At 62.9% G+C, this 13,335-nt stretch carries 11 protein-coding genes; 3 read left to right on the top strand and 8 right to left on the bottom strand.

Annotated features, from left to right (window positions below; genetic code table 11):
- Positions 1 to 13 precede the first annotated feature (13 nt).
- From araG to mpl, 8 genes are all read right to left on the bottom strand, one after another.
- Positions 14 to 1,528 carry an L-arabinose ABC transporter ATP-binding protein AraG gene (gene araG, locus D7241_RS14570; protein WP_408102107.1) on the bottom strand — a complete coding sequence of 505 codons (1,515 nt, stop codon included), beginning with the start codon at positions 1,526 to 1,528 and terminating at the stop codon, positions 14 to 16.
- Between the two features lie 85 nt (positions 1,529 to 1,613).
- Positions 1,614 to 2,618 (bottom strand): substrate-binding domain-containing protein, encoded by a 1,005-nt coding sequence (locus tag D7241_RS14565; protein ID WP_408102106.1) that lies wholly within the window; start codon positions 2,616 to 2,618, stop codon positions 1,614 to 1,616.
- A gap of 139 nt (positions 2,619 to 2,757) precedes the next feature.
- Positions 2,758 to 3,576 carry an SDR family oxidoreductase gene (locus tag D7241_RS14560; RefSeq protein WP_408102105.1) on the bottom strand — a complete coding sequence of 273 codons (819 nt, stop codon included), beginning with the start codon at positions 3,574 to 3,576 and terminating at the stop codon, positions 2,758 to 2,760.
- Positions 3,577 to 3,627: 51 nt separating this feature from the next.
- Positions 3,628 to 4,506, bottom strand: a complete 879-nt coding sequence (locus tag D7241_RS14555; protein ID WP_408102104.1) for an SMP-30/gluconolactonase/LRE family protein — start codon at positions 4,504 to 4,506, stop codon at positions 3,628 to 3,630.
- A gap of 21 nt (positions 4,507 to 4,527) precedes the next feature.
- Positions 4,528 to 5,253 carry a FadR/GntR family transcriptional regulator gene (locus D7241_RS14550; RefSeq protein WP_408102103.1) on the bottom strand — a complete coding sequence of 242 codons (726 nt, stop codon included), beginning with the start codon at positions 5,251 to 5,253 and terminating at the stop codon, positions 4,528 to 4,530.
- A gap of 504 nt (positions 5,254 to 5,757) precedes the next feature.
- The gene (locus tag D7241_RS14545; protein WP_255978149.1) at positions 5,758 to 6,042 is read right to left on the bottom strand and encodes a YceK/YidQ family lipoprotein; all 285 of its coding nucleotides are present in this window, start codon (positions 6,040 to 6,042) and stop codon (positions 5,758 to 5,760) included.
- A gap of 89 nt (positions 6,043 to 6,131) precedes the next feature.
- Positions 6,132 to 6,761: a flavin prenyltransferase UbiX gene (gene ubiX, locus D7241_RS14540; protein WP_408102102.1), complete on the bottom strand. Its 630-nt coding sequence runs from the start codon at positions 6,759 to 6,761 to the stop codon at positions 6,132 to 6,134.
- A 129-nt stretch (positions 6,762 to 6,890) separates the two neighbouring features.
- Entirely contained in the window at positions 6,891 to 8,240 is a 1,350-nt protein-coding gene (gene mpl / locus D7241_RS14535) for a UDP-N-acetylmuramate:L-alanyl-gamma-D-glutamyl-meso-diaminopimelate ligase (protein ID WP_408102101.1), read from the bottom strand.
- Between the two features lie 215 nt (positions 8,241 to 8,455).
- On the opposite strand from mpl, the gene D7241_RS14530 reads away from it, so the two are divergent.
- From D7241_RS14530 to D7241_RS14520, 3 genes are all read left to right on the top strand, one after another.
- The gene (locus tag D7241_RS14530; RefSeq protein ID WP_408102100.1) at positions 8,456 to 9,976 is read left to right on the top strand and encodes an aldehyde dehydrogenase family protein; all 1,521 of its coding nucleotides are present in this window, start codon (positions 8,456 to 8,458) and stop codon (positions 9,974 to 9,976) included.
- 168 nt (positions 9,977 to 10,144) lie between these two features.
- Positions 10,145 to 11,593, top strand: a complete 1,449-nt coding sequence (gene eat, locus D7241_RS14525; protein WP_255977199.1) for an ethanolamine permease — start codon at positions 10,145 to 10,147, stop codon at positions 11,591 to 11,593.
- 251 nt (positions 11,594 to 11,844) lie between these two features.
- Positions 11,845 to 13,239, top strand: a complete 1,395-nt coding sequence (locus tag D7241_RS14520; RefSeq protein ID WP_408102099.1) for an ethanolamine ammonia-lyase subunit EutB — start codon at positions 11,845 to 11,847, stop codon at positions 13,237 to 13,239.
- Positions 13,240 to 13,335: the final 96 nt, after the last annotated feature.

The raw sequence follows: 13,335 nt of genomic DNA, 5'->3' as shown, positions 1-13,335 counted from the left end.
TCATCATTGTTGTTCAGCCGCGCGAACGCGGGAGTGCCAGTTGCAGCAGGCGCGATTCTTCAGCCTGATCGCGGGCGACCTCTCCGGTGATCGCGCCCTCGCTCATGACCAGAATGCGGTCGGAGATGCCGATGACCTCCATCAGATCGCTGGAGACGACGATCACCGCGATGCCGCTCGCCGCGAGGTCATGGATGATCTGGTAGATCTCGGCCTTGGCGCCGATGTCGATGCCACGGGTGGGCTCGTCGAGCAGCAGCACCTTCATTGGCATCGACAGCCAGCGACCCAGGATCACCTTTTGCTGGTTGCCGCCCGAGAGATAAACGATCTGCTGATCGGGCGAAGGCGTCTTGATGTTCAGCGCACGGATCTGCCGGTCGGCGTTTTCGCGTTCCCAGCGGCCCTGTACCAGGCAGCCCAAGCGGGCATTGCGGCCGCGCGCGCCGATGTTGATGTTCTCCGCCACGCTGCCCAGCGGCACGATGCCTTCTTTCTTGCGGTCCTCGGGGCAGAGCAGGATTCCCGACGCGATGGCGTCGCGCGCGGATTTCAACTTCACCGGCTGGCCATCGAGCTGCACCGTTCCCGCCTTGTGCGGAGCCAGTCCGGCTAGCAGACGCAGCAGTTCGGTACGCCCGGCGCCGACCAAACCGAAGAAGCCGAGCACCTCGCCACGGCTGACTGAGAAACTCACCGGCTCCTGCAAACCGTGGCCAAGCAGGCCTTCGACGCGCAGGGCCTCGCCTTGCTGCTCGCGGGGCCGGTAGTTGTAGATGTCCTGGATATCGCGGCCAACCATGCAGGTCACCAGCGCGTCGTGAGTCAGCTCGCTCATGTCGTCGAAGGTGCAGACGAAGCGGCCGTCCTTGAACACCGTGACCGCGTCGCAAATGCGGAAGATCTCTTCCATCCGGTGCGAGACGTAGAGCACCACCCGCCCCTCGTCCCGCAACCGACCGATGATTGCCATCAGCCGCTCGATTTCCCGCGCGGACAGGCTGCTGGTGGGCTCGTCGAAAGCGATCACATGAGCGTTACGGGACATCGCTTTGGCGATTTCCACCAGCTGGCGTTGCCCCAGTGACAGACTACCCAGACGTGCGGTCGGATCGATCTCATCCGCCAGCCCCTTGAGCAGTTCACGCGCCTGACGCTGCATCGCGCGACGGTTGACCAGCCCGAAGCGCGACGGCATGTGCCCGAGCATCAGGTTTTCGGCCACGCTCATTTCCGGTACCAGGTGCAGCTCCTGATGGATCACCGCGACGCCGCTGGCGATGCTCTCACCGGCTGACTTGAATGCCAGGCTGCGCTCGCCGATCTGCAGGTCGCCGCTGCTCGGCTGGTAGGCGCCGCCCAGAATCTTCAGCAGCGTGGACTTGCCGGCACCGTTCTCCCCCATCAGGGCGTGCACGGTGCCGGGTCGAGCCACGAAGCTGATCTCCGACAATGCACTCACGCCTGGGAAGTTCTTGCCGATGCCATTGAATCGCAGGCTGTCGCCCGCTTTGACTTGTTGAAGCATGGAGCGTCTCCACCCTCGCCCGAAAGACCGGGCGAGTTCGATGCTGAAATCGGCCTGGCAACAGGCCTCCCACGAATGAACCGGCTTATTTCCAGAGGCCGATCTTTTCCAGTTCTTCCTGGAAGTTCTCGCGGGTGATCAGGGTGACTTCGTCCATCGCGGTGTACTTGGGCGGCTCTTTGCCAGTGGTCACCCACTCGTACATCATCCGCGCGGTTTCGTAGCCTTCGATGTGCGGGCTGGGCAGCATCGAGCCGTAGAAGCCGCTGTTGTCCTTCTTCAGCTCGCCGATCGCGTCGGTGCCGTTGATGCCGATACCGATCACGTTCTCGGCGCTGAAGCCGGCGCTTTCGGTAGCGCGCACACCGCCCAGCACCGTGTTGTCGTTCATGCCGCCGATGATCAGGTTCTTCGCGCCGCGCGGCAGTTTCACCAGCGCCGAGGTGGTGGCGTTCATGCTTCCCGGAACATCGAGCGTTTTCTGCGGGGTATAGAGGATGTGGTCTTCGGGAAAGCCGGCCTTCTTCAGTGAATCCACCGAGCCGTCGGTGCGTTTCTTGCCGGTGTCGAGCTCGTTGTAGGTGTTGATCACCGCGTACGTCTCGCTCCAGTCCCAACCACGCTTCTTGGCTTCTTCGGCCATCGCCGCGCCCTGCTTCTGGCCGACTTCGAACGCAGCCATGCCGAGGTACGGCACGTCTTCCATGAACTGGCCCTTGGCATCGACGAAGCGATCGTCGACGGCCATGACCTTGAGATCGTTGAACTTGGATTTGGCGACGATCGCCGGGCCGAGCGCAACATCCGGCGGGCAGATGACGAAGCCCTTGGCGCCGTTGGCCGCCAGGCTGTCGATGGCAGAGAGGGTTTTCTCGCCGTCCGGCACGGCAATCTTGAGCAGGGTGAAACCGTGCTCCTTAGCGGCCTTCTCGGCGAACGCCCACTCAGTCTGGAACCAAGGCTCCTCGGGCTGTTTGACTAGAAAGCCGATCTTGACCTCTTCTTGGGCCAGGGTTGCACCGGCAAAACTCATCGCGCCGACAGTCAGCGCGGCACAGCAAAGCGAACGGATTCCGAAAGACCGGAACATAGCTACCTCCATTGTTCTTATTGAATAGCTTTTGTTGACTCGTCAGGGTTTACCACCCTGATACGTCACCACCGAATGCTTTGCTGGCGGCTTGCCGCAGGGCCGCGTGCGGCCCTTTTGAATCGAAACCTCGTCGCACTCAATCGTGGTACAGCACCGAACGGCCGCCATCGATGGTGATGCAGGCGGCATTGATGAACGGCGCCTCGTCGGTGGCGAGAAACAGCGCCGTCATCGCCACCTCGATCGGCTGGCCGATGCGCCGCGGCGGGTGCATATCGAAGGCGCGCTGGCGCTCGGCATGCGGGTCGGCGAAATCGTTCCAGTAATCGACGTTGAGTTGCGTCTCGATGTAGCCCGGCGCGATGGCATTCACGCGAATGCCCTTGGGCGCATATTCGATGCCCAGCGCGCGGGTCAGCCCGAGCAGGCCGTGCTTGGCGACTGGATAGGGAAAGCAGCCGGGAATGATGTTGGTCGAATGCACCGAAGCGATGTTGATGATGTTGCCGACGCCGCGCTGCACCATATGCGGCAACGCGGCCTTGCAACCGAACCAGACGCCGTCAAGGTCGATGGCGAAGCAGCGCCGCCAGTCTTCCTCGGTCATTTCCAGCGGATCGCGAAATACGTTGACGCCGGCGCAGTTGACCAGCACATCGACCTGGCCGTAATGCTCGAGCGCCAGGCCGACCAGCGCTTCCAGCTCGGCAGGCTTGGTGACGTCCGTTTTCAGCGCACGCACTTCACCGCCCCGCTCGCGCCAGCCAGCGGCGACCCGCTCGGCCTTTTCGTCCTGGATGTCACCGATGACAACCTTGGCCTGCTGCGCTTGGAAGCAGGCCACGATGGCCTCGCCGATGCCCTGGGCGCCGCCGGTGACGACCACGACCTTGCCCTTCAGGCGTTCGCCGCGTGGGGGTTCGGGTGTCGGTGGCAATGTGAGCGGTGAGACCATTTAAACAACTCCTGAGCAAATAGAGGGCCGCGCCGCGGCCGGATTAACGGGTCAACCCGCGAAGCGTGTGCAGGGCCTACCGGAGATGCCGACATCGGCCATCAGCACGGCACCGTCCAGCTCGTTCGCCATCTCGCCTGGCGTGGCCGAGGTGACGTACAAATGGGTCAGGTTCGGCCCGCCGAATACGCAGCTGGTGGGATGGCTGAGGGGCAGTTCGATGATGCGATCCAGGCAGCCGTCGGGCGCGAAACGCAGCAGGCAATGCCCGCCCCAGCGCGCATTCCAGACGTAGCCCTGGGCATCCATCGCCGAACCGTCAGGCGCGCCACGGGGATGCGGGCCAGCCCAGGCGTGACGGTCGACCAGCCTCCCATCGTCGGCGACACGGTGGACGTACAGCGATTCATCCAGCGTATCGCCACAGATGACTCGGTCGCCCGCCTCGCTCCACAGCAACGTATTGACGATGCCCAAATCACTGAGCAGCTGCGTCACCGAGCCGTCCGGGTCGACCCGAAACAGCCCACCGGAGCGCCGCGTAATCGGCAGGTCACCACCGTTTTCGGCGATGTTGTTCTGCATGGTGCCCAGCCAGAGCCGCCCCTGGGCGTCGCAGCGCGCCTCGTTGGCCCGGTTGCCAGGCGTGGCGTCAGCAACGCAGAACCGTTCGAGAACGGGTTCAGCCTCAGCGGAGGCGAGATCGAGGCGGTAGACGCCGCTGGTCAGGGTCACCAGCGCATCGCCACGATTGCAGGGAATGAAGGCCGATACCGGCTCGGCCAGCTGCCATTGCCGGTAGCCGTCGGGGCTCAGCCGACAGGCCATTCGACCGACGATGTCGGCCCAGTAGAGCGTCTGACCCTCGGTATCCCAGAAAGGGCCCTCGGCCAGGCTGTAACGTTGTTGCGAGATGGGCAGCCATTGCATGGTCGCGCTCCGCGATTATTGTTATGGCGCTGTCTGCTCGCCGCGTAATACGACCAGCTCCGGGTAATGACGTGAAATGGTCAGGGCGGCGCGCTCGATCAGCGTCATGCACGCCCAGACGCCGCGAGCGGCATCGCGGGTGGCGATGGCGTCGGCAATTTCCTTGTGCAGAGGCAGGGTCAGCCCAAGTTCATCGGGGACCGTTGATGACACTTCGAAGGACACCGCCAGCAAGGCGCCCAGCGCCGGCACCATGCGCTCGATGAACTGGTTGTGGCTGGCCGCGAGCACCGCTTCATGGAACAGCTTGTCGGCGCGGTTGTATTCGTCCTTGTCGCCCAGGGAAGCAGCAAGCGCCTGATAGGCAGCCTGGATTTCGGCGATCTGCTGCGGCGTGGCGCGCTCGCAGGCCCAGCGCACGGCGGTCGGCTCGATGGTCCGGCGCAGATCGAGCAGGTCCATCACGAAGCTTTCCGGCAGGCCGTTTTCGGCTAGCCAGCCTACGACCTGTACGTCAAAGAGATTCCAGGAGCGCACCGGGGTCACCCGCGTACCGACCTTCGGGCCGACGTCGAGCATGCCCTTGGCCACCAGCGTCTTGATCGCCTCGCGGATCACGGTACGGCTGACACCCAGTTCCTCGCAAAGGCCGGCTTCGACCTTCAGCGCCTCACCAGGCTGAACCTTGCCCGACGCGATCCAAGAACCCAGCCATTCAACCGTTGCGCTGTGATAGTTGTTCGACATGCGAGCCTCCGCTCGGCTGCCATTGGTTCTACTGAACCCTATCATCATATGATTGGCTGTCAAATTTACCCGGCCAGTTTCGTATCGAATTCGCCCGAACGATGTCATCGGCGCCGCGAGAACGATGGAAATCCGCTCCGGCATACGCTGCATAACTAAGGCTATAGAGCGGCAGGGACGCGCTTTGCAGAGCTTAACCAGACGCAACCGACCGGCGCGCATAGACGCGCGCGAAACAGACTCGTCTCGGATCAGATCATATGAATGATAACTGGCGGACGCTTGAATGCTCCGCTCACGGCTCGCGATCAGGCCAGACCTCATCGTCTTCCCTCGCTTTTCTTGTTCTTCGTGGTGGCCAAGGTGGCCCCTGCATGTCACCACTCTAAGAACCGCCATGCGTGCTGCCTAATGACAGCCACTGATCTAGCGATAACCGTTTCTTATCGGTACGGAAGCGAACAGCTAATGCGGGGCGGCAGACGTATGGTTCAGGCTGAAGAACTAGAGACCGCCCTGCACGTTCAGGCCCAACCCGAGCACGGCAGCAAGCGAGAACGGCAGCAGGAGTGTGTCGAGTAGCAAGCTGGCTGGCAGATCGAGTGCAGCATGCTTAGGTGCCTGGGCACCGAAACGGTCAAGCGGGCAGCAGCCGCCGTTGAGGCTGTACCAGTCCAGGCGTGTGCCGGAGTAGACGATCGGTGCGCCGGGCTTGGCCGCATCGAGGGTGCGCACCGTGGCGCAGCCGGAAAGCAGCAGGACGGTCAATAGCGTCGAGCAGAGTCGCATCGCTAAACGTTTCACAGCCGCTCTCCTTAATTCGTTCTTCGCAGCACTTGATGAACATTGCTGCGCTCACCAGCCCTACGAAGCGAAGCTCAGTCGTCACTGACGATATGGTGTTCGCCCCAACGCGGCAGCATGTCCTGCGGAATATTGAGCAGATTGAGTATCCGCGCCACAACGAAGTCGATCAGGTCATCGATGGTCTGCGGTTGATGATAGAAGCCCGGCGACGCCGGCAGGATGGTCGCGCCGAGATTGGACAGCTTGAGCATGTTCTCCAGATGGATGCTCGAATACGGCGCCTCGCGCGGCACCAGGATCAGCTGGCGACGCTCCTTTAGCGCAACGTCGGCGGCACGCTCGATCAGGTTGTTGCAGGCGCCGGTGGCAATCGCCGAAAGGGTTCCGGTCGAGCACGGCACCACTACCATGGCCGTCGGCGCGCCGGAGCCGGAGGCCGGCGGCGCCATCCAGTCTTCCTTGGCGAACACGCGGATCTGTCCAACCGCAGCGCCGGTGTATTCGGAGAGAAACGCTTGCATCGCCTGTGGTTTGGCTGGCAGCACGACGTCGGTCTCGGTGGCCATCACCAGCTGTGCAGCCTTGGAGATCAGGAAGTGCACCTCGCGGTCTTCTTGGATCAGGCAATCCAGCAGGCGCAGGCCGTATTGAGCGCCAGAGGCGCCGGTCATGGCCAGGGTGATGCGTTCGGGGCCGCTCATTCGTTTCTTCTCGCACTATTGCGTTGTTTTTTTGGTGGGCTGAAGCCCACCCTACCCCGGCTCTGTGCATCACCAGGTCCGGAGCCGCCCGAATACCCGTAGGGTGGGCTTCAGCCCACCAATCAGACCCTATGCCAGCGCCTCAGCCAATTTCCCGTGCAACCCACCAAAGCCACCATTGCTCATCACCACTACCTGTGTGCCCGGCGTGGCGTCGGCCTTTACCTTGGCGATGATCGCTTCCAGCGAATCACACACCGTGGTCGCGACCGGCGAGCCGGCGACCGTCGCCGCCAGATCCCAACCGAGATTGGCCGGCGCGTACCAGATCGCCTGATCCGCCAGCACTACCGACTCGGCCAGGCCCTCACGGTGGGCGCCGAGCTTCATGGAATTGGAACGCGGCTCGATCACGGCAATGATCGGCGTATCGCCGACACGCTTGCGCAGACCATCAAGCGTGGTCGCGATAGCGGTCGGGTGATGGGCGAAGTCGTCATAGATGGTCACGCCGTTGACCTCGGCAACCTTCTCCATGCGCCGCTTGACGCTGCGGAATTCGCTCAGCGCCTCGGCACCCTGCTTCGGCAACACGCCGACATGACGCGCCGCGGCGAGCGTGGCCAGCGCGTTATTAACGTTGTGCTGGCCGGTCAGCTCCCAGTCCACCACGCCTTGCACGGCGCCGTCGAAGATCACCTCGAAGCGCGAACCATCGGCACTGAGCAGGTTCGCCTGCCATTGGCCGCCCTCACCGGTGGTCTGCACCGGCGTCCAGCAGCCCATGCCGATCACGCGCTTGAGCGCTTCTTCGGATTGCGGATGGATGACTAGCCCTTCGCTCGGCACGGTGCGCACCAGATGGTGGAACTGCCTTTCGATAGCCGCTAGGTCCGGAAAAATATCGGCGTGGTCGAACTCGAGGTTATTGAGGATCGCCGTACGCGGACGGTAATGGACAAACTTGCTGCGCTTGTCGAAGAAGGCGCTGTCATATTCATCCGCCTCGACCACGAAGAACGGCGTGCCGCCCAGGCGCGCCGAGATACCGAAATTCTGCGGCACCCCGCCGATGAGAAAGCCCGGGCTCATGCCGGCGTGCTCCAGCACCCAGGCCAGCATGCTGCTGGTGGTGGTCTTGCCGTGGGTGCCGGCAGCGGCCAGTACCCAACGGCCCTGCAGGACGTGATCGGCCAGCCACTGGGGCCCCGAAACATAGGGTAGTCCCTTGTTCAGCACGTACTCCACCGCCGGGTTGCCACGCGACAGCGCATTGCCGATCACCACCAGATCCGGTGCCGGTTCGAGCTGGCTCGGCTCGTACCCTTGGGTCAACTCGATGCCCTGGGCTTCGAGCTGCGTGCTCATCGGTGGGTAGACGTTGGCGTCGGAACCGGTAACGCGATGGCCCAGTTCCTTGGCGAGAACGGCCAGCGAACCCATAAAGGTGCCGCAGATACCGAGAATATGGATATGCATGAATGACCTCTGAAAAAGCCGCGCCGGCAGACATGAGAGACGACTTCAGCCGTGATCGCCAGCACCGAAAACTGCGCGGCAGATTAGCACAGCGATGCCGCTGGAAGTCCCCGCCACGGACACCACCGCACGTCGCCTCGCCAACCGACGAACGGGCGTTGATCTACGCTCAATCTCAGTAGTCCCAGCACAATTAAAAGACCCGGAGACCCACCATGCGTTACGCCCATCCCGGCAGCGACGGCGCTGTCGTTTCCTTCAAATCCCGTTACGGCAACTACATCGGCGGCCAGTTCGTCGAACCGGTCAACGGCCAGTACTTCACCAACCTCTCCCCGGTTAACGGCCAGCCCATCGCCGAATTCCCCCGTTCCGACGCAGCGGATATCGAGAAGGCGCTGGACGCCGCCCACGCCGCGGCCGACGCCTGGGGCAAGACCAGCGTGCAAGCGCGGTCACTGATCCTGCTGAAGATCGCCGATCGCATCGAGCAGAACCTCGAAATGCTCGCCGTCACCGAAACCTGGGACAACGGCAAGGCGGTGCGTGAAACCCTGAACGCCGATATTCCGCTGGCCGCTGATCATTTCCGTTATTTCGCCGGCTGCATCCGCGCTCAGGAAGGCACCAGCGCCGAGATCGACGAGCACACCGCCGCCTATCACTTCCACGAACCGCTGGGTGTGGTCGGACAAATCATCCCGTGGAACTTTCCGATCCTGATGGCCGCCTGGAAACTCGCCCCGGCACTGGCCGCCGGCAACTGCGTGATACTCAAGCCGGCGGAGCAGACGCCGCTGGGCATCGCCGTGCTGATGGAACTGGTGGGCGACCTGCTGCCGCCCGGCGTGCTGAACATCGTTCAAGGCTATGGCAAGGAAGCCGGCGAGGCGCTGGCCAGCAGCAAGCGCATCGCCAAGATCGCCTTTACCGGCTCGACTCCGGTGGGCTCGCACATCATGCAGCGCGCCGCCGAGAGCATCATCCCGAGCACCGTCGAGCTGGGCGGCAAGTCGCCGAACATCTACTTCGAAGACATCATGCAGGCCGAGCCGACCTTCATCGAGAAAGCCGCCGAAGGGCTGGTGCTGGGCTTCTTCAACCAGGGCGAAGTCTGCACCTGCCCGTCGCGGGCGTTGGTGCAGGAGTCGATCTACGGGCCGTTCATGGAAGCGGTGATGAAGAAGGTCTCGCAGATCAAGCGCGGCGACCCGCTAGACACCGACACCATGGTTGGCGCCCAGGCCAGCCAGCAGCAGTTCGACAAGATCATGTCCTACCTGGAAATCGCCCAGCAGGAAGGCGCCGAAGTGCTGGCCGGCGGCGGCGTGGAGAAACTGGAAGGCAGCCTGGCCACGGGCTATTACATCCAGCCGACCCTGCTCAAGGGCACCAACAAAATGCGCGTGTTCCAGGAGGAAATCTTCGGGCCGGTGATTGGCGTCACCACCTTCAAGGACGAGGAAGAGGCCTTGGCCATTGCCAACGACACCGAATACGGCCTCGGCGCGGGCGTCTGGACTCGCGACATCAACCGCGCTTACCGCATGGGCCGGGCTATCAAGGCCGGTCGCGTGTGGACCAACTGCTACCACCTTTACCCCGCCCATGCGGCGTTCGGTGGTTACAAGAAGTCCGGCGTCGGTCGCGAGACTCACAAGATGATCCTCGACCACTATCAGCAAACCAAGAATCTGCTGGTGAGCTACGACATCAATCCACTGGGGTTCTTCTAGCACCCACAACGCTCTGAAAAAGTGCCCGCCCGCGCCGAACGGCGTCGGGCTGGTGCGCCTGTGTCTCCGTCACTGCCTGTCGTGCGCCGCAATCAGCGGTCTTCTGCGAAGGCACAGCGCTTGCTTTAACGATCCTGCCGTACCCGACCCCATCAGAGGATGATTCCCATGGCTCTCGAACACAGCAGTGCGACACCCCCGACACACGCCATCGATTTCGAAGCAGTTGGCAGCACCTATTTCAAGGAACGCGAACTGAAGAAAGGCGCCGCCGGTTGGGTGCTGCTGGTCGGGCTCGGCGTTGCCTACGTGATTTCCGGCGACTATGCCGGCTGGAACTTCGGCCTCGCCCAAGGCGGCTGGGGCGGGCTGTTCATCGCCACGCTGCTGATGGCGACCATGTACCTGTGCATGTGCTTTTCGCTGGCCGAGCTGTCCTCGATGATCCCGACCGCAGGCGGCGGTTATGGCTTCGCCCGCAGCGCCTTCGGCCCGCTCGGTGGATTTCTCACCGGCACGGCGATCCTCATCGAATACGCCATCGCTCCGGCCGCCATCGCCGTGTTCATCGGCGCCTATTGCGAGTCGCTGTTCGGCATCGGCGGTTGGGCGATTTACCTCGCGTTCTACATCATCTTCATCGGCATCCACATCTTCGGCGTCGGTGAGGCGTTGAAGCTGATGTTCATCATCACCGCCGTGGCGGCGCTGGCGCTGGGTGTGTTCATCGTCGCGATGGTGCCGCACTTCTCCGTCGATAAACTGCTGGACATCGCGCCGACCACTGCCGCGGGCGCCAGCAGCTTCCTGCCCTACGGCTACGTCGGCATCTGGGCGGCGATTCCCTACGCGATCTGGTTTTTCCTCGCCGTCGAGGGCGTGCCGCTGGCGGCCGAGGAAACCAAGAATCCGCAGCGCGACATGCCCCGCGGGCTGATTGGCGCCATGCTGATTCTGGCGGCTTTCGCCGGGCTGATCTTGCTGGTCGGCCCCGGTGGCGCCGGCTCCAGCACGCTTATCGAGTCCGGCAACCCGCTAGTGGAAGCGCTGACCACCGCCTATGGCTCGTCGACCTGGATGAGCAGCTTCGTCAATCTGGTGGGCCTGGCCGGGCTGATTGCCAGCTTCTTCTCGATCATTTACGCCTACTCGCGGCAGATTTTCGCGCTGTCGCGTGCCGGCTACCTGCCGCGCAAGCTGTCGCTGACCAACAAGAACAAGGCGCCGGTGATGGCGCTGGTGGTACCGGGCATCATCGGCTTCGTGCTCTCGCTGACCGGCCAGGGCGACTTGCTGATTCTCGTGGCGGTGTTCGGCGCGACCATTTCCTACGTGCTGATGATGGCATCGCATATCGCCTTGCGCCTGCGGCGCCCGGAAATGCCTCGGCCCTACAAAACGCCCGGTGGCATCGTCACGTCCGGCATCGCATTGGTGCTGGCCTGCATCGCCGTCGTCGCCGGTTTCCTGGTGGATCCGCGCGTGGTGATCGCCGCAGCGGTCATCTACGGAATCTTTATCGCCTATTTCGCGATGTACAGCCGGCACCATCTGGTAGCCGGCACGCCGGAAGAGGAATTCGCGGCGATCGAAAATGCCGAAGCATCATTGAACTAGCAGCCTAGTAGGGTGGGCTTCAGCCCACCGAGCCGTGCACTTCATTGGTGGGCTGACGGAACGCCGCCCGGCCCACCCTACGGAGACGGAAGGGCGAGCGGCGCGAGTCAGGACGCCGACAAAGCGGACCGGGCTCGCGTACGAGTTTATGTTGGAAATGAGCATGTCGACTGGGCGCGCAACCGAGGCTGCTTTCAACGCAGTAATGCCAACGCAGGTAATTTTCAACGATCCGCCAATGGGAGACGAGCATGACGGGATACGCGCACAGCGTAGGCGGCACCAACTGGCGGTTCGACTGCCTGCGCGATGTTATGGCGAAGGCCAGCCCGGCGCGCTCCGGCGACTACCTCGCCGAAGTCGCGGCGGGCAGTGATGCCGAGCGGGTTGCCGCGCAGATGTGCCTGGCGCAGATCCCGCTCAAGCGCTTTCTCGAGGAAGCGCTGATTCCCTACGAGACGGACGAAGTCACTCGCCTGATCATCGACAGCCACGACGCAGAAGCCTTCGCCCCGGTCAGCCACCTGACCGTCGGCGACTTCCGTAACTGGTTACTGGGCGACGATGCCGACGAGGCGGCGCTTAAAGCCCTGGCGCCGGGGCTAACGCCAGAAATGGTCGCCGCGGTGTCGAAGATCATGCGCGTGCAAGACCTGATTCTGGTCGCGCAGAAAGTCCGTGTGGTCAGCCGTTTCCGCAACACCATCGGCCTGCGCGGGCGCATGTCCACTCGTCTGCAACCCAACCATCCCACAGACGAAGCCGCTGGCATTGCCGCGAGCATTGTGGACGGTCTGCTCTACGGCAACGGCGATGCGGTGATCGGCATCAACCCGGCCACCGACAGCACGGCCGGCATCTGCGAACTGCTGAAGATGCTCGACGCTATCATCCAGCGCTACGAGATCCCGACCCAGGGCTGCATCCTCACCCACGTCACCATGTCCATCGAAGCGATCAACCGTGGCGCACCGCTGGATCTGGTGTTTCAGTCCATCGCCGGCACCGAGGCGGCCAACGCCAGCTTCGGAATCAACCTTGCAGTGCTCCAGGAGGGCCACGAGGCGGGGCTGTCGCAAAAGCGCGGCACGGTGGGCGACAACCTGATGTACTTCGAAACCGGTCAGGGCAGCGCGCTGTCGGCCAACGCGCATCACGGCGTCGACCAGCAAACCTGCGAAGCCCGCGCCTATGCCGTGGCGCGTAAATTCAAACCGCTGCTGGTGAACACCGTGGTCGGCTTCATCGGGCCGGAATACCTCTACAACGGCAAGCAGATCATCCGCGCCGGGCTGGAAGATCACTTCTGTGCCAAGCTGCTCGGCGTACCCATGGGCTGCGACATCTGCTACACCAACCACGCCGAAGCCGATCAGGACGACATGGACACGCTGCTGACCCTGCTCGGCACCGCCGGCATCAACTTCATCATGGGCATCCCCGGCTCCGACGACGTAATGCTCAACTATCAGACCACATCGTTCCACGATGCCCTTTATCTACGTCAGAGCCTTGGCCTCAAGCCGGCGCCGGAGTTCGAGGAATGGCTGATGAAGATGGAGATCCTGCGCCAGGACGGCGGGCGATTGCAGATGGGTGAGCAACTTCCGCCGGCCTTTCGCCGGGCGCTGGAGCGGATGGCATGAAACGGCCGCCGGCCGTTATAACGAGCCGCCCATCCCGCTTCGCCAGCAAGCTGGTTCCTACAAAAAAGCGCCAGCCCCCTTCCGTAGGAGCGAGCT

Source organism: Stutzerimonas sp. VN223-3 (assembly GCF_045999685.1).
In the GTDB taxonomy this organism is placed as follows: domain Bacteria; phylum Pseudomonadota; class Gammaproteobacteria; order Pseudomonadales; family Pseudomonadaceae; genus Stutzerimonas; species Stutzerimonas stutzeri_AR.
This window is presented reverse-complemented; position numbering and strand designations above follow the sequence as displayed.

Coding starts and splice junctions, on each gene's coding strand:
- araG (WP_408102107.1), bottom strand. CDS start 1,528: ATGCTTCAACAAGTCAAAGCGGGCGACAGCCTGCGATTCAATGGCATC.
- D7241_RS14565 (WP_408102106.1), bottom strand. CDS start 2,618: ATGTTCCGGTCTTTCGGAATCCGTTCGCTTTGCTGTGCCGCGCTGACT.
- D7241_RS14560 (WP_408102105.1), bottom strand. CDS start 3,576: ATGGTCTCACCGCTCACATTGCCACCGACACCCGAACCCCCACGCGGC.
- D7241_RS14555 (WP_408102104.1), bottom strand. CDS start 4,506: ATGCAATGGCTGCCCATCTCGCAACAACGTTACAGCCTGGCCGAGGGC.
- D7241_RS14550 (WP_408102103.1), bottom strand. CDS start 5,253: ATGTCGAACAACTATCACAGCGCAACGGTTGAATGGCTGGGTTCTTGG.
- D7241_RS14545 (WP_255978149.1), bottom strand. CDS start 6,042: ATGCGACTCTGCTCGACGCTATTGACCGTCCTGCTGCTTTCCGGCTGC.
- ubiX (WP_408102102.1), bottom strand. CDS start 6,761: ATGAGCGGCCCCGAACGCATCACCCTGGCCATGACCGGCGCCTCTGGC.
- mpl (WP_408102101.1), bottom strand. CDS start 8,240: ATGCATATCCATATTCTCGGTATCTGCGGCACCTTTATGGGTTCGCTG.
- D7241_RS14530 (WP_408102100.1), top strand. CDS start 8,456: ATGCGTTACGCCCATCCCGGCAGCGACGGCGCTGTCGTTTCCTTCAAA.
- eat (WP_255977199.1), top strand. CDS start 10,145: ATGGCTCTCGAACACAGCAGTGCGACACCCCCGACACACGCCATCGAT.
- D7241_RS14520 (WP_408102099.1), top strand. CDS start 11,845: ATGACGGGATACGCGCACAGCGTAGGCGGCACCAACTGGCGGTTCGAC.